This window comes from Alkalibacterium gilvum, from assembly GCF_900109085.1.
Classification (GTDB): domain Bacteria; phylum Bacillota; class Bacilli; order Lactobacillales; family Carnobacteriaceae_A; genus Alkalibacterium; species Alkalibacterium gilvum.
Genome location: NZ_FNYW01000013.1, coordinates 21,975 through 42,642, shown reverse-complemented (window position 1 = coordinate 42,642; position 20,668 = coordinate 21,975). Strand labels below are relative to the sequence as shown.

General features: G+C 37.4%; 20 protein-coding genes. 15 read left to right on the top strand and 5 right to left on the bottom strand.

What is annotated here, in order from left to right:
• Positions 1-263 (top strand): IS3 family transposase (locus BMX83_RS05000; RefSeq protein WP_143059485.1); only part of this gene is annotated, 263 nt, incomplete at its 5' end.
• Positions 264-486: 223 nt separating this feature from the next.
• Here the strand turns inward: BMX83_RS05000 and BMX83_RS04995 are convergent.
• The gene (locus tag BMX83_RS04995; protein WP_091634209.1) at positions 487-1,677 is read right to left on the bottom strand and encodes a coenzyme F420-0:L-glutamate ligase; all 1,191 of its coding nucleotides are present in this window, start codon (positions 1,675-1,677) and stop codon (positions 487-489) included.
• Between the two features lie 173 nt (positions 1,678-1,850).
• On the opposite strand from BMX83_RS04995, the gene BMX83_RS04990 reads away from it, so the two are divergent.
• The 14 genes from BMX83_RS04990 to BMX83_RS04930 all read left to right on the top strand — a co-directional run bounded on the left by BMX83_RS04990 (position 1,851) and on the right by BMX83_RS04930 (position 15,145).
• Positions 1,851-2,570: a MurR/RpiR family transcriptional regulator gene (locus BMX83_RS04990; protein ID WP_091634206.1), complete on the top strand. Its 720-nt coding sequence runs from the start codon at positions 1,851-1,853 to the stop codon at positions 2,568-2,570.
• Between the two features lie 145 nt (positions 2,571-2,715).
• Positions 2,716-5,277: a glycoside hydrolase family 38 N-terminal domain-containing protein gene (locus BMX83_RS04985; protein WP_091634203.1), complete on the top strand. Its 2,562-nt coding sequence runs from the start codon at positions 2,716-2,718 to the stop codon at positions 5,275-5,277.
• 17 nt (positions 5,278-5,294) lie between these two features.
• Positions 5,295-6,911 carry a PTS transporter subunit EIIC gene (locus tag BMX83_RS04980; RefSeq protein WP_091634200.1) on the top strand — a complete coding sequence of 539 codons (1,617 nt, stop codon included), beginning with the start codon at positions 5,295-5,297 and terminating at the stop codon, positions 6,909-6,911.
• Between the two features lie 20 nt (positions 6,912-6,931).
• Positions 6,932-8,254, top strand: coding sequence for a 6-phospho-alpha-glucosidase (locus BMX83_RS04975; protein ID WP_091634198.1), 1,323 nt, complete (start codon positions 6,932-6,934; stop codon positions 8,252-8,254).
• A 125-nt stretch (positions 8,255-8,379) separates the two neighbouring features.
• Positions 8,380-9,522 carry a glycerate kinase family protein gene (locus tag BMX83_RS04970; RefSeq protein ID WP_091634195.1) on the top strand — a complete coding sequence of 381 codons (1,143 nt, stop codon included), beginning with the start codon at positions 8,380-8,382 and terminating at the stop codon, positions 9,520-9,522.
• Between the two features lie 78 nt (positions 9,523-9,600).
• Positions 9,601-10,503, top strand: coding sequence for a mechanosensitive ion channel family protein (locus tag BMX83_RS04965; protein ID WP_091634193.1), 903 nt, complete (start codon positions 9,601-9,603; stop codon positions 10,501-10,503).
• A 102-nt stretch (positions 10,504-10,605) separates the two neighbouring features.
• Positions 10,606-11,046, top strand: a complete 441-nt coding sequence (locus BMX83_RS04960; RefSeq protein WP_091634190.1) for a pyridoxamine 5'-phosphate oxidase family protein — start codon at positions 10,606-10,608, stop codon at positions 11,044-11,046.
• A gap of 273 nt (positions 11,047-11,319) precedes the next feature.
• Complete coding sequence (gene rplM, locus BMX83_RS04955) at positions 11,320-11,763, top strand: 50S ribosomal protein L13 (protein WP_091634189.1); 444 nt, start codon at positions 11,320-11,322, stop codon at positions 11,761-11,763.
• Between the two features lie 13 nt (positions 11,764-11,776).
• Complete coding sequence (gene rpsI, locus BMX83_RS04950; protein WP_091634187.1) at positions 11,777-12,169, top strand: 30S ribosomal protein S9; 393 nt, start codon at positions 11,777-11,779, stop codon at positions 12,167-12,169.
• A 135-nt stretch (positions 12,170-12,304) separates the two neighbouring features.
• Positions 12,305-12,439: a hypothetical protein gene (locus BMX83_RS11110; protein ID WP_281242045.1), complete on the top strand. Its 135-nt coding sequence runs from the start codon at positions 12,305-12,307 to the stop codon at positions 12,437-12,439.
• 787 nt (positions 12,440-13,226) lie between these two features.
• Positions 13,227-13,469 carry an SHOCT domain-containing protein gene (locus BMX83_RS04945; protein WP_091634185.1) on the top strand — a complete coding sequence of 81 codons (243 nt, stop codon included), beginning with the start codon at positions 13,227-13,229 and terminating at the stop codon, positions 13,467-13,469.
• A gap of 28 nt (positions 13,470-13,497) precedes the next feature.
• Positions 13,498-13,884: a DUF302 domain-containing protein gene (locus BMX83_RS04940; protein WP_091634183.1), complete on the top strand. Its 387-nt coding sequence runs from the start codon at positions 13,498-13,500 to the stop codon at positions 13,882-13,884.
• A 97-nt stretch (positions 13,885-13,981) separates the two neighbouring features.
• Positions 13,982-14,614 (top strand): class I SAM-dependent methyltransferase, encoded by a 633-nt coding sequence (locus tag BMX83_RS04935; RefSeq protein WP_218141921.1) that lies wholly within the window; start codon positions 13,982-13,984, stop codon positions 14,612-14,614.
• A gap of 84 nt (positions 14,615-14,698) precedes the next feature.
• Positions 14,699-15,145 carry a DUF305 domain-containing protein gene (locus BMX83_RS04930; protein ID WP_091634179.1) on the top strand — a complete coding sequence of 149 codons (447 nt, stop codon included), beginning with the start codon at positions 14,699-14,701 and terminating at the stop codon, positions 15,143-15,145.
• A gap of 80 nt (positions 15,146-15,225) precedes the next feature.
• On the opposite strand, the gene BMX83_RS04925 is transcribed toward BMX83_RS04930, so the two are convergent.
• From BMX83_RS04925 to glpK, 4 genes are all read right to left on the bottom strand, one after another.
• Positions 15,226-16,452, bottom strand: a complete 1,227-nt coding sequence (locus tag BMX83_RS04925; RefSeq protein ID WP_091634176.1) for an amidase — start codon at positions 16,450-16,452, stop codon at positions 15,226-15,228.
• 11 nt (positions 16,453-16,463) lie between these two features.
• Positions 16,464-17,120, bottom strand: coding sequence for an RraA family protein (locus tag BMX83_RS04920; protein ID WP_091634173.1), 657 nt, complete (start codon positions 17,118-17,120; stop codon positions 16,464-16,466).
• Between the two features lie 87 nt (positions 17,121-17,207).
• Positions 17,208-18,638 (bottom strand): NAD-dependent succinate-semialdehyde dehydrogenase, encoded by a 1,431-nt coding sequence (locus BMX83_RS04915; RefSeq protein ID WP_091634170.1) that lies wholly within the window; start codon positions 18,636-18,638, stop codon positions 17,208-17,210.
• A 476-nt stretch (positions 18,639-19,114) separates the two neighbouring features.
• On the bottom strand, positions 19,115-20,620 hold the full coding sequence (gene glpK / locus BMX83_RS04910) for a glycerol kinase GlpK (RefSeq protein WP_245746631.1): 1,506 nt from the start codon (positions 20,618-20,620) through the stop codon (positions 19,115-19,117).
• Between the last annotated feature and the right edge of the window lie 48 nt (positions 20,621-20,668).

The following is a 20,668-nucleotide window of genomic DNA, read 5'->3' as shown; positions in this document are numbered from 1 at the left end:
GAGAAGAATTAAATGATAATAAGATTTTCCAGAGCATGTCCCGTAAGGGAAATTGTCTCGATAACAGTCCAATGGAAAACTTCTTTAGTATCTTGAAACAAGAAATGTATCACGGACGTATTTATAAAAGTTATGAGGAATTAGAAAAAGCAATAGGCAACTATATTTATTATTACAACAACTATCGAATGAAAGAAAAACTTAATTGGTTAAGTCCGATTGAATACCGTTTATCACCACCTTATTTAAAACAAAGCGCATAAAAAAACAGAGTAGGATTATCTACTCTGTTAAAAAGTCTAACTTTTTGGGGTCACTATAAATCCCAGCCTCCTTTTTTGAATTACTTTTTATGTGTTCCCAAAGTAAACGGGCTGTCCACTTCACAAATAACACGCGGCTCTTCACTGATTAACTAACATTTACGTGTTATCGCGTTACAAACCTAAATGTTTTTTGTCCCACATTTTTCATTTTATCGTTAAATTAACTTGTGAAATTATCAAAGTATCCCTGAATATGAATGATAGGAGTCCCTTTGTCACCACTACCGGAAGTTAAATCGGATAAGGACCCAATCAAATCAGTTAGGCGTCGTGGCGTCGTTCCTTGTGCTTCCATCTCACCTTTAAGGTCTGTCTGCTTGTTGCTAATATGATTGCTTATAGCATCGTGCAATTCAGAACCGCTTAAATCGGCAAAGTTATTATCTGCTAAATATTTTAATTTCACTTCATTTGGAGTTCCTTCAAGCCCTTTTGTATATGCAGGAGAAACAACGGGGTCAGCAAGTTCCCATATTTGTCCAGCAGGGTCTTTGAAAGCACCGTCACCGTATATCATAACTTCAACTGTTTTTCCTGTTTCTTTTTTCATACGTTCTTTTATAGCCTCAACTAAAGGCTGGCCGTTATCTGGAAAGAGCTTAACAGTATCTTCGGTTGCTTTATTTGAGCCAAGTAAGCCATAATCTGAATTAGATCCACTGCTGTTGATAGGTTCGCTTAGAACGTCATCTAAGCCATAAACTTTTTCAGCGCCAGCGGCTTTAACTAAGCGTTTTGTACGGAAGCGACTATGAATATCACAAGCTAAAACATTTTTTGTGTAGTCAACAATCGTTTTGGCATCGTTAGAAAAAACGACTTCAAAATTTGCGCCTTCTTCTTCAACAAGAGATTTATAATATTCAATATAATCAACACCGGTAAAGGGATGCTTTTTGAAGCCAAAATGCTTACGAAAATCATCTTCTGAAAGAACATCTGACCAAGGGTTGATTCCTGCTTCATCTAATTCATCTAGTGATACGAGATGATTCCCAACTTCATCAGAAGGGTAACTTAAAAGAAGAACAACTTTACCTGCACCACGAGCAATGCCTTTCAAAATGTTAGAGAATCGATTACGACTTAAAATAGGAAATACGACACCAACTGTTTCGCCGTGATATTTATGCCCGATATCAGTAGCTATATCATCTAAGGTTGCATAATTACCTTGTGCTCGCGCAACAATAGACTCAGTCATTGTAATAATATCCTGGTCCTTGATGGGATAACCCTCTTTTTGAGCTGCACTCAATACGGTGTCTACGACAATATCTTCCATATTGTCACCTTTTTTGATGATGGGACTACGTAAACCGCGCACAACTGTACCTAAAGATCTTTCCAAAACAATCTCTCCCGTAGTTAATATTTTTTTAAGGTTAGTCTTTCTAAAACCCTTATACAGTATACACCTTAGTACCTAAAAAGAAAATAAAAATTTAACATTTATAGACCATTTGAAGTACAATAGAAGGGATAGAAGGAACCGAAGTAAAGTTTATCGTGGGAGTGAGTCGAATGTATCGTGTCATTCATCAACTGAAAGAACGAAATTTTGACAGGGAAGTAACAAGGAGCGAAAAGTCAGTCTTGGATTATTTGGAAGAACATTTTCAAATGATACCAAATGAAACAGTGGTTAAAATAGCTCAACAAAGTTATACCTCACAAGCAACCATTAATAGAGCAAGTAAATTGCTGGGGGTTGATGGTTTTAGCGATTTGAAATATGCCATTAAAGAAGATATAGAAAACATGAAATCAACATCCACTAAACATATTCTTAATACAGATTATATTTTAAGTAAAATTAATTTCCAGAGTTCGGATGATTTAGTAAAATATATATATAGTAAAAGGCATCATCTTTTACTGTTTGGACTAGGTGCTTCGCATATATCTGCGCAGTATATGGCAAGGCAACTCCTATATTTAGGAATACCTGCAATCGTCATATCAGAATCACAAATGCTTAAAAAATTTAAAGACTATAGCCTGGTTCTTTTATCTAGTTCAGGAGAGACACAGCGTTGTTTACAGGTTGCGCACGATGCAAAAAAAACAAATATACCTGTACTTTCTATTACAAAAAAAGACTCATCAATTATGAAAGAAAGCTTAATCACCTTCCATCATGATGTAGCAGTAGATAAAATGGAAGGCATCTCAAGAGAACAACAAATTCATATGATACTGATGGTTAATGAAGTAATAAATCAGCTGAAAAAAATAATGTGAAAAATAAATAATCGTCTGTCTTCGTTATTCTTTACTAACGAAGACAGACGATTATTTATTGGATAATTATCCCTGTTCTTGGAGTACACACTTTGATGTAAGCGTTATACTTTATTTAAGCTAAATAATTATTGAGGAGAATTCCATGAATAGAGAAATTAGAATATTAATGCACACACATTGGGACAGAGAGTGGTATTTTACAAAAGATGAAACAAAAGTATTATTAAGAAATCATATGCAAGAAGTGATGGAGTTTCTAGAAGAAAATCCGGAAACAATCTATATATTAGATGGACAAAGTGTAATGATTGATGATTATCTCGAATTAGAACCCGAAGCCGAATCAAGAATGAGAAGCTTAATAGAAAAGGGGAACTTAAGAGTTGGACCTTGGTATACGCAAACAGACTTACTCCTTGTTCACGGCGAGTCTATTTTTAGGAATTTATATTATGGAATCAAGCGTGCTGAAGAATTTGGGGAACCGATGCTTGTTGGTTATGCACCTGATACATTCGGACATGCAAGCCAAATGCCGCAAATCTATAAACAATTTGGTATAGATTCTACATTCTTCTGGAGAGGATTCAGTGAGTTGAAAGCTGAAAAATCTGACTTCTTATGGAAGGGTGTCGATGGTTCAGAAGTTGTAGGTGTTAACTTAGCTACAGGTTACCAAGGAGCAAAGTATCTTGAGTTAGAACCTGATGAGTTAGAAAAACGTATGAATAAAATCATGCCTGTTTTAGATAATTACTCAGCATCTAATGCAAGACTTATCATGAACGGACATGATCAGATGCCTATTCAAAAGAATATCTATCAAGTAATGGAAAATATGAAACGGATTTATCCCAAAGATCAAGTTATGCTCAGTGATTTTGAGTCTTATGTTGCTGCATTGGACAAGGATAAATTAGAGGTCGTTACTGGTGAATTGATTGACAGTAAGCATGCACGTATCCACCGAACAATTGGTTCGACGCGTATGGATATTAAATTATTGAATACAGATATTGAAAACAATCTATATAACGTCTTGGAACCTTTAGCAGTGATTGGTGAACAAGCAGGTATTCCATACCCACATGGCGTTGTTGAAAAAGTATCAAAAATATTATTTGGAACACATGCACATGACAGTATCGGCGGGTGTAACTCAGATAAAGTAAACCAAGATATCAAACAACGTCTCTTGAATGCAAAAGAAATGGTGGATACACAAATCGAACTTCACCTGAGACTAATGTGTTTAGGAAATCAAGAAAGTTCCGAAACCATTGTTTTAGTCAATCCGCTTCCTGAGAAACGTGTCAATCAAATGGTTGATTTAGAAATACTAACGCGAACAAAAGGCTTCCGTATCTTTGATGAAAATAAGCAAGCGTTAGACTACTCAGTAGTATCTCAAGAGAAGGAAGACGCTGGACTAATCGATCGTCAAGTCGCTGCTCGATTACAAGATATAAAGGTTTATAGAACAACGATTGTTCTTCCAATTGGTGAAATTGAAGGTTTAACTGCCCGCTATCTAACCTTTGAAGAAGTGGATGAAGAGCAAAAAGAAGCAGCTGTACCGACTAAAAAGCGTATCTCCAATGACTATGGGGAATTGTTCGTGGAATCCAATGTATTATGCTATAAAGATAAAAAGACTCAGGATGTTTACACAAATATTCTTTCAATTGAAAATAGTGGAGATGCTGGAGACAGCTATGACTATTCACCTCCGTATAATGACTGGATTTTGAATAGTGAAGAGTGTGGAGACATGACAGTTAATGTTGTGGAAGAAAAACACTATAAAGAAATGACGATAGACTGGCAATTAACTGTACCTGAGAACCAGGCACAAAGAGAAGAGAAAAAAGCTGAACGTGATGTAAACTTTAACGTTACTCTAAAATTATACCCGGGTGATCCGAAAGTATATGTAACAATGCATCATGAAAATAGAACAGAACACAATAGATATAGAGCCGTTTTTAATACTGGCATTCAAGCAGAAGAAGTAAAAGTTGATGGCTATATGAGTACTCAAATGAAGCCGGTATACAATGAAGAACCGTTAAGTATCTGGGAAAAAGATGGTTGGGTTGAAAAACCAGTCAGCGTTGAAACAGCACAAAGCTTTGTTTCTCTTAAAAATACGGACGCTGCATTTACTGTGTATACAAAGGGCTTGAAAGAATATGAGGTTCTAGATGAGGCAATCCACTTAACCTTGTTCCGAACATTCTCTCATTTGGGACAAAGAGAACTTATAAACCGTCCAGGTAGACCTTCTGGTATAGAAATTGAAACCCCAGATAACCAGTTGATTAATGAGCCATTCACTTTCGAATTTGCATTTGAAGTCGCTCATTCTCATGAAGAAGAAAGTCATGTAGCTAAAGATTATCTGACACCACTTGTTGGCTATCAACTAAAAGAGTTTAACCGTTTCAATATTAATCCAAGAAATACAGTGGAAAAAACAGATACGCACTTGTCGCTTGATTTGAACGGATTAGTGGTTTCATCAACGAGACTTACGGATAAAAACGAGCGTTTCATTCGTTTATTTAATCCACACGCTGAAGAAATAACAGTATCACTTTCTGAAACAGCTTATACAGCAACAGCGATGGAAGAAAGACTAGAAGCAATTAAGACACTCACACTTGCACCTCAAGAAATTGGAAATATTATTATTACACACTAATGAGAAGAGGTTTTAAAATGACAAACTTTAAAAAGAACTTTCAGAGTTTCGGAAAATCACTACTTTTCCCAATCAGTTTACTCTCATTCATGGCTATATTCCTTGGACTAGCAGCAGCCTTGCAAAATCCGGCCATCATTGAAGTTGTCCCGTTTCTAGGCAATGAAACGCTTCAATTAATCTTTGGCTTTATACGTAAGTTATCTGCTTTACCATTTGGGTATTTACCACTATTGTTCGCGATGTCAATCCCACTGGGAATGGTCAAAAGAGACAAGGAAGTAGCGGTATACGCAGGAGCAGTAGGATATATTGCGATGTTACTAGGTATGACTTATGTACTACAGGCTCAAGGATTTACGGCTGAAACGACGGCAATTGCTCATTTAATGGATGTTGAAGGTTTGAGTCAAGTCGATGCAACCTTGCAGAACTCACTGTTCACTAGCACGCTTGGGATCTTTGTTTACAATACAAATGTTATCGGAGGAATTATTGCCGGTTTAATGGGCGTATTCCTTCATAATAAATTCAGAGAAACAGAACTACACCCAGCACTAACGTTTTACAGTGGCAAACGATTCGTACCGATTGTAGCAGCCATTGTTTTAGCTGTTATGGGTATGGCTCTTGCGTTTGTATGGCCACTAATTAATCAGGCTATTATTGCGGTTGGAGGACTTATTAGTGAAAGTGGTTCATTCGGTGTCTTCCTATACGGCTTCACTGAAAAAATAATTAATCCAACAGGGCTCCATCACATACTCAATCAAACATTTAGATTTACAGCCTTAGGTGGAATTGAAAATATTGATGGAGAATCATTAGTTGGTGCGTTACAAATTTATTTATACCAACTTGATAACAACCTACAATTCTCAACAAATGCCACAGCATTCTTGGCTCAAGGTAAAATTTTACACATGGTCTTTGGTATGCCGGCAGCAGTTCTTGCCATGTACAAAATGGCTAGACCTGAAAAAAGAGATCGTGTACTAAAATTCTTCTTGGCAGGTGTGACTGCTGTCATTCTTACAGGAATCACTGAACCAATTGAATTTACCTTTATCTTTATCTCACCTATTTTGTGGGTAATGAATGCGATTTTTGCTGGACTTTCATTCTTGATTCCGGCATTGCTAAATGTTGCCATTGGTAACGTACAGGGTGGAATTATTGACTGGATCGTCTTCGGTATGCTTCAAGGGTTAGAAACAAAATGGTACATCTATTTAGTAGCTGGACCGATATTCTTTGCCATGTATTATTTCTCATACACCTTCGTTATTTCAAAATTCAATGTCATGACAATTGGTAGAAATGAATCAGATTTTGAAGATGAAGTAGAAGTGGATGAAAATGTTAGCATGGAAGAATTAGACAGAGAAACAGCTGAAAATATTATTAATGGATCGGGCGGTATGGATAATATAACGGATGTTGACAATTGTATCAGCCGGTTAAGGGGGGAAGTCAAAGAGGGAAAGCTAGTCGATGAAAGCTTACTGAAGAAAACACAGCCTAACGGGATTGTAAGGCCTGACGACAATACGGTTCACGTTGTTTACGGTGGACGAGTCTCAAAAATGAGAAACATTGTTGATAATTACATGTACGAACAAAAAAACTCATAATGGCTAAAAAGGAGAGTATCATGAAAAAAAATAATATCGTTCTTGTAGGCGGGGGATCGACTTGGACGCCAGGTATTTTAAAAGCAATGACTACGCACTTGGATGCATTTGCACTTAATCGTATCGTTCTATATGATGTTGATGAAAAAAGGCAAGAAGTTATTGGTGAATTCGCAAAGATACTCTTCAAAGAAGAAGCGCCTGAAGTCGAACTCATTTATACAACTGACAAAGAAGTTGCTTATAAAGATGTTGATTTTGTTTTTTGTCAAATGCGTACAGGCGGCTTCGCCATGCGAGAAAAAGATGAGAAAATCCCTCTGAGTTTAGGTGTGATTGGCCAGGAAACGTGTGGTCCAGGTGGCTTTGCCTATGGGCTACGGTCAATTCGTGATATGGAAGAAATGGTCAAAGATGTTCGTCGGTTAAGTCCGGATGCCTGGATATTAAACTACACAAATCCAGCTGCAATTGTGGCCTTGGCTCTGGATAAACTTTTTCCAGAAGAAAACAGAATACTCAACATTTGTGATCAGCCCGTTAATCTATTACGTTCATTTGCTAGTCTTATTGATGAAGACGTTAATAATCTTGAATCCGTTTATTTTGGGCTTAACCACTTTGGCTGGTTTACTGAAATCTATGATGAAACTGGGAAAGATAGAGCACCTGAAATCAAAGAGATTGTGTTGAATGGTGGTTTCCGTCCGGTGGATGCGGAGCAAAGAGATCAGTCTTGGCTTGAAACCTATGCAATGGTTGAGGATATGCTTGTCGACTTCCCTGAATATTTGCCAAATACGTACTTACAGTATTATCTTTATCCGGAATACAAGTTATCTAAACTTGATCCAGAATGGACACGAACAGATGAAGTGCATATAGGAAGAGAGCAGAAGGTGTTCCAGGAATGTCGACGTATCGTTGAAAATGGGACAGCAAAAGATTCTAAAGTTGTTCATAACGATGCACATGGGGACATGATGGTGGAAGTGGCAGCATCAATCGCAAATAACCTGCGTAAAACATTCGTAGTCATGGTTAGGAATAACGGTATCGTAGCGAATTTGCCGGCTGATAGCATGGTAGAAGTTGCTGCTTCTTTAGGAAAGAATGGTCCTGCACCTTATGCAGTAGGTAATATCGGCACTTTTTACAAAGGACTGATTGAGAATCAATATGCCTTTGAACGATTAACTGTTGAAGCTTATATGGAAGGGTCGTACACTAAAGCATTGCAGGCTTTAACACTCAATCGTACGGTTGTTGATGCGAAAAAAGCACGAAAAGTTTTGGATGCATTAATTGAAGCCAACAAAGAATATTGGCCTGAATTAAAATAGTACACACAAAAGACGCGGCGCGTATCGCTGCGTCTTTTGTTTAGATTATTTATAAAAATCATACGGTTCTATAGATAACAACCTGTGATATACTGAGAAAAAGACTGAAAGGAGCTAAAAAAGAAATGAAAATACTTGCAGCTATTGATTCATTTAAAGGATCAATGACAAGTGAAAAAGCTAATCAAAGCGTTAAAGACGCCTTGCCGCAACATGACGTCATAACTTTCCCAATCGCTGATGGTGGTGAGGGAACTGTGGATGCTTTTGTAGGCGTTATGAACGGTGAAGTTAAAAAAGCAACTATAACAGGTGTCAATGGTGACGCTTATATTGGGCAATGGGGATGGGTGGAACAGGAAAAGACTGCTGTTATCGAGGTGGCTGAAGGAGCGGGGTTAATTCAAGCCAATAAAGAGACCTTGCACCCAAAAAACCATACCAGCTACGGTGTAGGCGAACAAATTACACAAGCTCTTAATCAGGGGGCAAGTACCATTATATTAGGACTAGGCGGTAGTGCAACGACCGATGGAGGACTAGGACTATTACAAGCATTGGGTGTTGTTTTCAAGGATGCTCAAAACAAGGAACTTAAAAAGCTACCTGTGAAACTAGGTCAGGTTCATTCCATCGACGCAAGTGGATTAGATGAGCGTGTGAAAAAGGTGAACTGGTTGCTTGCTTCAGACGTATCCAATCCTTTGCTTGGAGAAAAAGGCGCTGTTCATGTGTTTGGAGAACAGAAAGGATTAAGTAAAGATGAACTCTCTACTTATGATAAAAACATGTCCGAATTTTCTAACCTTGTTATCAAAGAGACTGGAAAAGATCAGAGATTTACAGAAGGAGCAGGTGCCGCAGGTGGAATCGGATATGCAGCCTTATCCTTTTTCCCATGTGAATTTCAAAGTGGACTCTCTCTTTTAGCAGAGAAGGGTAATCTTGAGCAGTTTATCCAGGATGTAGACCTCGTCATTACAGGTGAGGGGAAATTTGACGACCAATCCTTAGGCGGGAAAGTTCCTATTGGGATCAGTCGCTTAGCAAAAAAACACTCTGTCCCAGCACTTTTATTCGCAGGAAAAATTGATAGCGATAGAACCGCTATTGAAGAAGAAAATCTCCATGCGCTGATTCCTATCGTCGATGCACCAATGACTTTGAGTGAAGCCATGGAAAATGGACAGCCGCTGCTATTAAAAGCCGTTAAACGTAGCATGCACTTGATTGATTTGATTGGAAAAATTAAAGGAATGAAGGCTTAACAATCTACTTAAGTTCTTTGAACTGTTATGATTAAAGGAGACAATCCCAAGATTATAACTTAAGAAGGAGCCTAAAATATGAGAGAGTGGATCAAACATTTTATAGAAGCCAATCCGTTGATTACCAGTATTATTATTTTCGTTTTGATGGTTATTTTGATTTTAATTATTAGACGTTTTATAATGAATCGACTCTATAAAAAATTCAAAGCCTCAGAAAATTGGTATGTTACACAAAAAATCGCCAGATGGGGAAGTAATATATTATTTGGCTTTCTGTTCATTTATATTTTCGGTAGCGATTTAACAGGATTTACAACAGCCATAGGTTTAGCTGGTGCTGGGGTAACGTATGCTTTACGCGAAGTAATTGTTAGTTTTGCAGGCTGGTTTGCTATTATGTTTGGAGACTTTTTCAAAACAGGTGACCGTGTACTCTTAGGAGGATCTAAGGGGGATGTTGTAGATATAGGTGTTTTGCGAACAACACTTATGGAATTAGGTGAATGGGTCGAAGGAGACCAATATACTGGACGGATTGTCCGCGTTGCAAATAGTTATATTTTTACCTCCCCAGTATATAATTACAATGCAGATTTTAAATTTCTATGGGATGAGTTACATATTCCTCTTCACTTTGATAGTGATATTCCTTTAGCTAAAGAGATCGTCCTTCAAATAGCACAAGAAATCATTGGTGATTATAACGAGCCAGCAGAAGTCGAATGGCAAAGAATGAAGCGACGGTACCGTATTGAACATGCTTCGCTCAAATCACAAGTTTTTGTTGCTTTTGATGATAATTTTGTTACCCTCAGCTTAAGATATATCGTTGATACACATGAGCGACGTGGAGTGAAAGATCGTATATCTATTGCTATTTTAAAAAGATTCGATGAAGTAGGTGAGAGAATCGAACTGGCCTCAGAATCCTTTGAGATTGTACATGAAGAACGTCACAGAAAAAGAAAGAAGAATTAAAAAGGAAAAAGTAGTATCGTTACATTTCACTTCCTTATCTCTAATCTGTTTGTGATACAATATACAATGAGTGTTGAAGTTCAAGATAAGGAGAGGGAAAAATTGAAAGTAAATGATATTTTGAAAATCTTAAAGGACGATATCAAAGTCGGCATCTTCGCAAGTGTGGATGCAGAAAATAAACCACATGCACGTCATATTCACATAGGTGTCGCTAATGAAAAAGGCATATTTTTCATGACTGACCCGGGGACTGACTTTTATCAACAAATCAAGCAGAACCCACATGTTGCTATTACAGCTAAAACAGAAGAAACATATCTCATACAAGTCATTCGTATTGAAGGCAAAGTACGAGAAGTCGGACGCGAACGCTTGGAAGAGATGCTCGCAGGTAATCCTTATGTCCAACATGTGTACCCAGATAAAGAAGATCAACAGGGCGCACGTGTCTTTCAACTTTATGAGGGAGAAGGCTTTTATCACAGCATGACTCAAGGACATCGTTATACATTTAAAATAAACGCTGATGATGTTGTTTAGTAAATAATAAAATAAAAGATCAGTGTCCTGTATACATTGGTCTTTTTATATAGTAAAAAATAAAAAAATAGCAAGAATCGGTTGACTTATTTAGTTATTCGCGGTAAGATATTAGACGGTATTGTTTGCCGCCACTACGAGCCTCGGAAACTTGTTATTGGAACAAACAACGAAGACTTTCTGCTAGACTTTTTTTTAACGGTACTAAAAAAGATAGGGAAAGCAACTATTAATGAAATTCAAACTTGAAAATAAAATTTGGAGGTAAAGATCGTGCGTACAACATTTATGGCTAACGAAAGCAATATTGAACGTAAATGGTATGTCGTCGACGCTGCAGATGTTCCTTTAGGACGTCTATCAACAGTCGTTGCATCTATTTTACGCGGTAAAAACAAACCTACGTATACACCACACGTTGACACGGGTGACCATGTGATCGTAGTAAACGCATCTAAAGTTAAATTAACAGGTAAAAAAGCAAGTGACAAGATTTATTCTCGTCACTCAGGACACCCAGGTGGATTGAAACAAGTATCTGCTGGAACAATGCGCGCTCAAAAACCTGAACGTTTGATTGAAACATCAATTAAAGGAATGCTTCCTCATAACGTATTAGGACGCAAACAAGTTAAAAAATTACACGTATTTGCTGGAGCTGAGCACAACAACCAAGCTCAACAACCAGAAAAACTAGACATTACAAACTTAATTTAAGGAGGGACATTCATTGGCTCAAGTACAATATTTCGGAACTGGTCGTCGTAAGAACTCGACTGCTCGTGTTATCATGACTCCAGGTTCTGGTAAAATCACATTCAACGGTAAAGATATTACTGAATATTTAAACTTTGACAACTTGCATTTAATTGTAAGACAACCTCTTGCTGTAACAGATACAGTAGACAGCTATGACATTAGAGTTAACGTTCATGGTGGAGGATTTGCTGGACAAGCAGGTGCTGCTCGTCACGGAATCGCTCGTGCATTGCTACAAGTTGATCCAGATTTCCGCAGCGCACTTAAAGCTGCTGGTTTACTAACACGTGACCCTCGTATGAAGGAACGTATGAAACCAGGATTCAAAAAAGCGCGTAAATCTCCACAATTCTCAAAACGTTAAGCTTACATTTTGCGGATATCAAAAAGAGCTCCTTTTCGAAGGAGTTCTTTTTTTTCTGGTCATGAGTCAACATGATTTTTCTGATCATCGAATGTAAAGCATGTCGCGTCAGTAGTTAAAAGGTGGTGTGAAAAAATGAATGCAAAAGAAAAAATGTTAGAAGTCATCAAAAAGAAACGACAAAGTGGTGGCGGAAGAGATATCCAAAGTGATACACCAAAAAACGATCGAAAATTCATGCGAAAAGCTCCAATCATCTTCAACAAGTAAGCATTTATACAGTAATTCAAGACACTTTCCTATATTGGAAGGTGTTTTTTTTGTGCGTAGAGAAACTTCGGACAGTTTAAAATGAATTGATGAATGGAATGACCGAAGTTAACAATGTTCGACATGTTGAAATCAAATAAAAAGCGGGACTGTCCGAAGATGAGCAGAGTTCGGACAAAGGATAAAGATAAATGGCTTAAAAGCGTCGAAGATAGAGAAGTTCGACAGTTTCACAACTTGAATTACAAGGAAGTGTCCGAAGATAGCGATATTCGACATGTTGAGATCAAATAAAAAGTGGGAATGACCGAAGATAGCAGAATACGAACAAACTTAAACAAAAGTCCAATCCTTTTGTACTTTCAAATTGCTATTAAAGAAGGATCGTCGAAATAGCTAATTTTTGAAATGTTTCTCACAATGGGGTTAAAATGGATGTGTATTAATAGAATAAACTCGAATATTGACAGATGATAGGATTCGTTTACAAGTGTAAACGATAAAAATTATTTATATTCTTTATAGTAATTTATAACTTACCTACCCATACTAGTAGAGTTAAAGAGAACAGCGTAGCAACAAAAGGAAAGTGATTGGGACGTATATGAATGGTTGTTGATGGATTTGACATGTATAAATATCCGAAAGACGGCCAAAATTAGGCAGAGACTTGTAGAAAAATGAATAACATACTGAACATTTTAACTTACTACCATGTTAAGGATTAAGTAGATGAGGAAGAATATATAAAATAAAAGGAAACATTAAATCATCGAGGAGTGATTAAATGCACGGTGATTGGGGGAATGGATTCAATAATATGATGAATTTTGGTTACGAAAATAGTTGGTGGTTTATGCTATATGATGGATTAAAATTTTTGATTATCATTGGTGCAGTCATTTTTATCGCAAGAATGCTAATGAATCATTCAAATTATGATGCTGTTGATATTTTAAAAGAAAGATATGCTAGAGGAGAAATATTAGAGGAAGAGTACTATTATAAATTAGATAAATTAAATGAATAATCAGAATTAACTCAAGGAGGAGAAAATAATGAATATCGTATACGAAAAAAAGACAAACAAGAATTTGGATGAGGCCATTAATTCGTTAACTGAGAAATTAAAAGAAAATGATTTCGGCGTATTGTGGCAGGTTAACTTCAAAGATAAGCTCAATGAAAAAGGATTAGACTTTGAAGATAATTACGTTGTACTAGAAGTATGTAATCCTAAAAAAGCAAAACAAGTACTGGAGAAAAATATCCATGTAGGCTATGTCCTGCCATGTAAAATGGTGGTCAGAGAAGAAAATGACCAGACATATGTAGGTATGACTCGTCCAGAAGCCTTGATTAGTTTATTCGGCGAATCTGATTTAAATACTATGGCTAAAGAAGTTGAAGAGACACTAAAAAAATCAATAGAAGCGGTTCTTTAAATCGTATAAAAGACCATCTTAAAAATAAGATGGTCTTTTAATTAATAAAATGAAGAACTATTTAGTTAGTGGAAAGTGTGACAAAGGGAGTGAAATGTTGCCTAAACGTGAAAACAATAATAAAATAAAGAACAGATACAATAGAATATCCAAAGTGTATGATCTTATAGAAAAACCAATGGAAGCGATGATGATGGATAATTGGAGAAAAGAATTATTTAAAGAAATCGAGGGAAAAAAGATATTGGAAGTCGGTGTAGGAACAGGCAAGAACCTTCAATATTATTCATCTGATAAAGAAGTTACTGGAATTGACTTTAGTGAAAAGATGCTTTCAAAGGCTAAGTATAGAAGCGAACATAAAGAAAACATCACATTGATGGAGATGAATGCAGAAAATATGTCTTTTGAAGACAACGCATTCGACACCGTTGTTACTTCCTGTGTCTTCTGTTCAGTACCTGAACCTGTAAAAGGGTTGAAAGAAATACGCAGAGTGTGTAAAAATGGCGGGAAAGTAATTATGTTGGAACACATGCGAAGCGATAAGCCCGCAGTTGGTAAGTTTATGGATATGGTCAATTTCATTCCCGTGCATATATGGGGAGCGAATATTAATCGGAGAACCCTTGAGAACTTGGAAAAAGCAGGGTTCAATAAAGAGAGTATTCGCTATAAAAATATGTGGTATGATATCGTAAAAATAATAGAAATTGATAATGAAAAATAAGGATATCATCGATGTTTATTATTTGAATAATGAAAAAATGATACTAAGTTAACAAAGAAAGTTACTCTTGAAAGGAGTAGGGAAATGAAGAAAAATTATTTTAAATTTTTAGGTATGCTTATTGTGGCGGGCATATTCATGTACGGGGTTATGTACCTTAACACATACGCATGGGATCACATATTTTTCAGTGAAATGCGTCTTTACATGACGATATTGTCTACGAGTGTCATGGCTGTGATTATGTTAATGTTTATGCTTCATATGCTTAAGAATAAAAAAATCAACGCCGGCATTATTATCGTTAGTGTCCTAACGTTTGGCGTGTCATTCTTTTTAATGAGAAATCAGACGACGATTGACCAGGTCGATTATATGGAAGGAATGATCCCTCACCACTCCATCGCTATTCTAACAAGTAAAAGAGCAGAAATAGAAGATCCAAGAGTGAGAAAATTGGCTGATGATATTATAAAAGCACAGGAAAAAGAGATTGCTGAAATGAAGAAACTTATAGAAGAATTAGACTAGATTGAATAGATTATAAAAAAGAGAGAGGGTGGAAAAAATTCCCCCCTCTCTCTTTTGTTATCTATTCAACATTTCATTCTCTATTCCATAAATTGTAAGCCGAAATCAATCAGGGCACGATCAGTATTTTTTGCACTCATCAAAGTGACCCCTAGAGGAATCTCTTCTTGTTCGAGTAAGGGGAGTGTCAGCTGAGGAATCTCTGCTAATGGTGAAATACAGAGCAGGTTGGATGACTGGGTTCTTAAACGGTCGATTTCTTCCAGAGAAGCAGACTTTAGTGGTGCAATGGATGAAGCAGTAGGTGTGATCATTATCGCTCCATCTGAAAGAAGGCTCTCAACGCGTTTACGAAATTCTTCTTTCTTTTTCTTCGCTTTTAAATATCTTTCTCTGGAAATCGTCGCTGCTTTTTCTAAACGATCCTTTGGTCCGGGAGATAAGCGTGGACGATATTTATTGATAAAACCACCGTAACTTTCCCAGATCTCATAGCCTTGAACGATTTGGAAGACTTCTTTGACCCAGTAGTCCAAACCTTCATCAGCTAAGGTGATGTGTTCAACATTGCCTAATTTGTCACTCATTTCGTCGATGATACCATCAAAGGGCTCTTTGACCTCTTTATCGACAGCAGCAAAAGCATCATCCACAATATACAATTTTTTGAATTTAGTTTCTTCAGGATCTTTATCCAGTAAAACACTAGCAACATCTTGAAAGACCTTTTTTTCTGAAGCAACGAAACCAAGAACATCCATGCTTTCACAATAAGGTGCTTCACCATCATTTTTGATGCGCTCATAACTGGGTCTCAATCCGATAATACCGTTGTAAGACGCCGGAACCCGAACAGAACCCAGACAATCACTTCCTATGGCAAAATCTACCAGACCGCCTGCAGTCGCAGCACACGAGCCACTAGAAGACCCACCAGTCAAACGGCGTGTATCATTGGGATTCAGTGGACTACCATAATGCCAGTTTTCGCCACTGATGGAATAACACAGCTCATCACAAATCGTCTTTCCCACAAGGTCAGAGCCTTGATCCAGTAATTTAGTGATCGCGCTGGCTGTGAATTCATCCGGTTCACTAAAACGTAACCAATCAGGATGGCCATTTCCCCAAGTGCTTCCTTTCACTTTGAACACATCTTTCGCAGCAAAGACGTAATCCGAAAGCTGACCGCTCTTTAAGCCTTTCATCGCTATATGATTGTCTCTGACAAATGCCTGTAAAGGATCATATGGCGCTACAGTTGAAACAGATAGTTTTTCTAAATTTTTCATTGCGTATTTAGACATGCACTCGTCTCCTAATGGTTTTTATTTTGTTTTGCATCCTGATAGGACATGCCAGACTCCAAATTATTTATAAATGAATCATCTGTAGTTTTTAATCTTTTGGCTTCATTCAAAACTGACTCTATATGGTCATAAGGAATAACCATTACACCTGATTCATCTCCAAAGACGAGATCATCCGGATCAATGCGCACCCCATCTATTTGGATAGGGACGTTGGTCGCATCCACCGAAACTAAATTTTTGCCACTTCGGCTGCAAGCGCCCTTTGCAAATACAGGGAAACCCAGTTTGTCGATAGGCCCCACGTCACGGTACACACCATTCAGTACAGCACCAGCAACACCTTTTTTCTGAGCAAAAAGGGCCATGGTATCGCCCCAGACGCTACCGTCGACACGACCATCGTTATCGACTACAGCGACTCTGTCTTCTGGAATATCATCTAGGAACGTTCCGAAATTACTTTCGTTTTCCTGCTTTGGTAAATATCTTACAGTAAAGGCTTGTCCGCAGATTGTTGTATTTTTAACCCTTTGCTTCGGAAGGATATAGCCACCCTGATTTATCTCAAGTTTATCAAATGCATCTGATAGCGTACATGAATCCAATTTTTTATAGGCTTTAATAATATCCGTATTTATTGTATTGATTCTAATAACCTCCACGAATGTTTTTCATTTTTTAATTAAAAAATAGAAAAGAAAGAGCTTTCCAGCTTTTCAAAGTGGAAAGCTCATCTGTATCAATTTTAATTATTTGTTATCAAGATTTTTTGAGGCAACTAGCCCACTAGCTAAATTATCCATATCTGGTTTATCAGCTGTAAGGATTAGCTTGTCATTCACAAAAGCCATCAATCCGATACGACTCATTTCACGGCCATAACCTGAACGTTTAACTCCGCCAAAGGGTAATTCGGGTAGTGAGTAACGGAAATTATTAACGTAAACCATACCTGTTTCAATCTTAGTAGCTATTTCAGCACCACGCTGGCTATCCCCAGTAAAGACGATGGCGCCTAAACCATAGGGGTTGTCATTTGCAAGTGCAATAGCTTCTTCCTCTGATGATACCTTATAGACCACCGCAACGGGACCAAACATTTCAGTTTTATGAGCAGGGTTATCTTTGTCTACGTGTGTTAAAATCGTAGGCATAAAGAACTGTCCAGGTAGATCGATCGGTTCATTTCCATAAACAACCTGAGCACCTGCATTGATTGCTTCATCTAATTGGTCCTGTAATTCCTCTTTAGCTTTTTTAGTGTTCATTGGAGCAAGTGTTGTATCATCTTTTAGAGGATCGCCTGGTTTCAACTTACTGAAATTATTCTTCAAACGTTCGACGAAATCATCATAGACGTCTTCCATAACAATGAAGCGTTTAGACGACGTACATTCTTGTCCGGCGTTATAAATACGCGAACGCCAAGCAATTTCTGCAACGTCATCCATGTCTGCATCGTCCATAACGATAAATGGATCCATTCCGCCAAGTTCCAATGTACTCTGCTTCAAGTTCTCACCAGCTGTTTTCGCAACTGTGGCGCCCCCTCGTTCAGAACCAGTTAAGGCGACACCTTGCACACGTGAATCAGCTATCGTTTCTGATACTTGGTCGTAATTCATGAATAAATTTGTAATAGATCCTTTTGGTGCACCGGCTTCTTCAATCACATCGGCCATCAACTGAGCAGAAGAAGGGGTATTGGATGCGTGTTTTAAAATCATTGGGTTTCCTACCATAAAGTTTGGTGCGAATACACGGATCATTTGATAATAAGGGAAGTTCCACGGTTCTACCATCATAATAACGCCGGTAGACTGATGGTGTATTTCTGCCTTACCGTTTGCGCTTGTTTCAACTTTTTCCGGTTTTAACATCTCTTCTGCATGGTCTGCAAAGTAGTCTGCGATAACTGCGCATAGTTCAACTTCGCCTTTTGCTTCCACGAGTAATTTACCCATTTCAATCGTACATGTGCGGGCTAACTCATCTGAGCGCTCACGTATTTTATCAGCAACTCTGTGCAGCATTTTACTTCTTTCTTTGATATCTTGTGTTTTAAATGTTTTGTACAAGTCATGTGCTCTTTCTAAAGTATCTTGTAATTCTTGATCGGTGGTGTCGTCGTATTCTTTTACTAGTTCGTTGTTATAAGGATTAATTGTTTTATAAGCCATTTCTGTAAAACCTCCTATTGGTTTGTGCTTCAATTAATAGATAAAATAGAGAACAATGAGCCATTGATTACGGTTACAAATCTATATGAGAACGTGTCTCAGATTCGCTGCTTACACGACGACTTTTCTGACTGTTATTTTGCTTTGAAAATGATCAGTCACACACCACCTTTTCATATTTCCTATACACTCATTGTAGCATTAACGAATAAACTCTTGAAACTATACGTTTATATTATGCTAAAGTTGGAGAGAGTATTAGATATCTATCATTCAAAGCATTCTACTAACGGGATATATTCATTTGGGATTATCTATTTAAATGAGATAGCGCGTCGTCGTTTGCTGTCAATAACATAATCATATACTCTCTCTTTTTATCGGTTAAGAATACAAACTAACGTAGCTGAAAAATATCAGATACAGAACTCTAGAATAAGTTTGCTGTAAAAAATAAAGGTTCTATATTTTTTTATTCATCCATGTAGTAATTTAGCATAATAAAGAATAGCCTTTACAGCACTACGCCATCCGTTTAATTTTTGTTGTCTTTCTGTATCAGTCATATGTGGGTCGAATTGCTCGTTTTCAGTTACTAAAGCAATTAATTCATCTTGGTCTCTCCAATAATCAACGGCTAATCCAGCAAGATAGGCAGCGCCCAAACCAGTTGTTTCTAAACGTTCAATTCTTCTAACTGTTTTTCCTAGGATATCTGCCTGAAATTGAATTAATAAATTATTTTGAGCAGCTCCGCCATCAACGTGAAGAAGATCGACTATTATGCCAGTGTCTAGTTCCATTAATTCAATAATATCGCTAACTTGATAGGCAAGTGATTCTAGAGTAGCACGAACTAATTCTTTACGGCTGGTGGATTCATCGATTCCTAGGACAGCTCCACGTGCTGATGAATCCCAATAAGGTGCTCCAATGCCTCGAAAAGTTGGAACCACATAAACGCTAGAATTAATCTTTGCTTCGTGCGCCAATAATTCTGAATCATCCATCGAATCGAATAAATTTAATCCATCTTTTAACCATTCCATTGCACTACCTGAAATAAGGGCTGAACCCTCAAGTGCGTAAGTTACCTTAGAATCAATGGAGTACCCGATTGTCGTAAGTAATTTATGTTTGGAAAATTTTGGTTTGGATCCTGTATTCATAACAATAAAAGTTCCTTGGCCATAAGTACTTTTTACTTGGCCTGGTTGAAAGGCTAACTGACCAAATAAAGCAGCCTGTTGATTTCCAGCCACGCCAGAAATGGGGATATTTGCTTCGCTAAATAAATCTGTGTTCGTTAAGCCATATACATAAGAACTGGGATAAACTTTTGGCAACATACTTTTAGGGATACGAAACAGATTTAGTAAATGTTCGTCCCATTTTAAAGTATGGATATCAAATAGCATCGTTCTAGAAGCATTTGTATGATCAGTTGAATGGATTTTACCATTCGTTAGATTCCAAATAAGCCAACTATCAACTGTACCAAAAGCCAGCTCCCCATTTTCTGCTCGTTTCTGTGAGCCTGGATGATGATCAAGGATCCATCTTATCTTACTAGCAGAAAAATAAGGGCTTAGAACTAACCCTGTTTTTTCATGGATGTATTCTTCAGTTTTTTCTTCTTTGAGTTGATTCACAATTGCTAAAGACTGATTGGAACTCCAAACAATGGCATTGTGTATCGGCTGTCCCGTTTTACGATCCCATACAATAGTCGTTTCACGTTGGTTGGTTATGCCAAGTCCTTTAATCTGATTGAAGGATATTCCTGAATGATCCATAACTTCATGGATAACTTTATAAACAGATTGCCAAATTACGATGGGGTCTTGTTCTACCCAGCCAGGTTCTGGTCTGTGCTGTTCAAATTTTTGAGATGCAATATTGATGTAATTTCCTTGACGATCAATAATAATTGCACGTGTTGTCGTTGTTCCTTGATCAATAGATAGAATATATTCTGACATCTGCAACCAGCTCCTTAAATACATTACATAGAAAATTATCTTAAATTT

Bases quoted from the DNA above. Each gene is read 5' to 3' on its own strand.
- BMX83_RS04990 (WP_091634206.1), top strand. From the start codon at position 1,851: ATGTATCGTGTCATTCATCAACTGAAAGAACGAAATTTTGACAGGGAA.
- BMX83_RS04985 (WP_091634203.1), top strand. From the start codon at position 2,716: ATGAATAGAGAAATTAGAATATTAATGCACACACATTGGGACAGAGAG.
- BMX83_RS04980 (WP_091634200.1), top strand. From the start codon at position 5,295: ATGACAAACTTTAAAAAGAACTTTCAGAGTTTCGGAAAATCACTACTT.
- BMX83_RS04975 (WP_091634198.1), top strand. From the start codon at position 6,932: ATGAAAAAAAATAATATCGTTCTTGTAGGCGGGGGATCGACTTGGACG.
- BMX83_RS04970 (WP_091634195.1), top strand. From the start codon at position 8,380: ATGAAAATACTTGCAGCTATTGATTCATTTAAAGGATCAATGACAAGT.
- BMX83_RS04965 (WP_091634193.1), top strand. From the start codon at position 9,601: ATGAGAGAGTGGATCAAACATTTTATAGAAGCCAATCCGTTGATTACC.
- BMX83_RS11110 (WP_281242045.1), top strand. From the start codon at position 12,305: ATGAATGCAAAAGAAAAAATGTTAGAAGTCATCAAAAAGAAACGACAA.
- BMX83_RS04945 (WP_091634185.1), top strand. From the start codon at position 13,227: ATGCACGGTGATTGGGGGAATGGATTCAATAATATGATGAATTTTGGT.
- BMX83_RS04940 (WP_091634183.1), top strand. From the start codon at position 13,498: ATGAATATCGTATACGAAAAAAAGACAAACAAGAATTTGGATGAGGCC.
- BMX83_RS04930 (WP_091634179.1), top strand. From the start codon at position 14,699: ATGAAGAAAAATTATTTTAAATTTTTAGGTATGCTTATTGTGGCGGGC.
- BMX83_RS04925 (WP_091634176.1), bottom strand. From the start codon at position 16,452: ATGTCTAAATACGCAATGAAAAATTTAGAAAAACTATCTGTTTCAACT.
- BMX83_RS04915 (WP_091634170.1), bottom strand. From the start codon at position 18,638: ATGGCTTATAAAACAATTAATCCTTATAACAACGAACTAGTAAAAGAA.
- glpK (WP_245746631.1), bottom strand. From the start codon at position 20,620: ATGTCAGAATATATTCTATCTATTGATCAAGGAACAACGACAACACGT.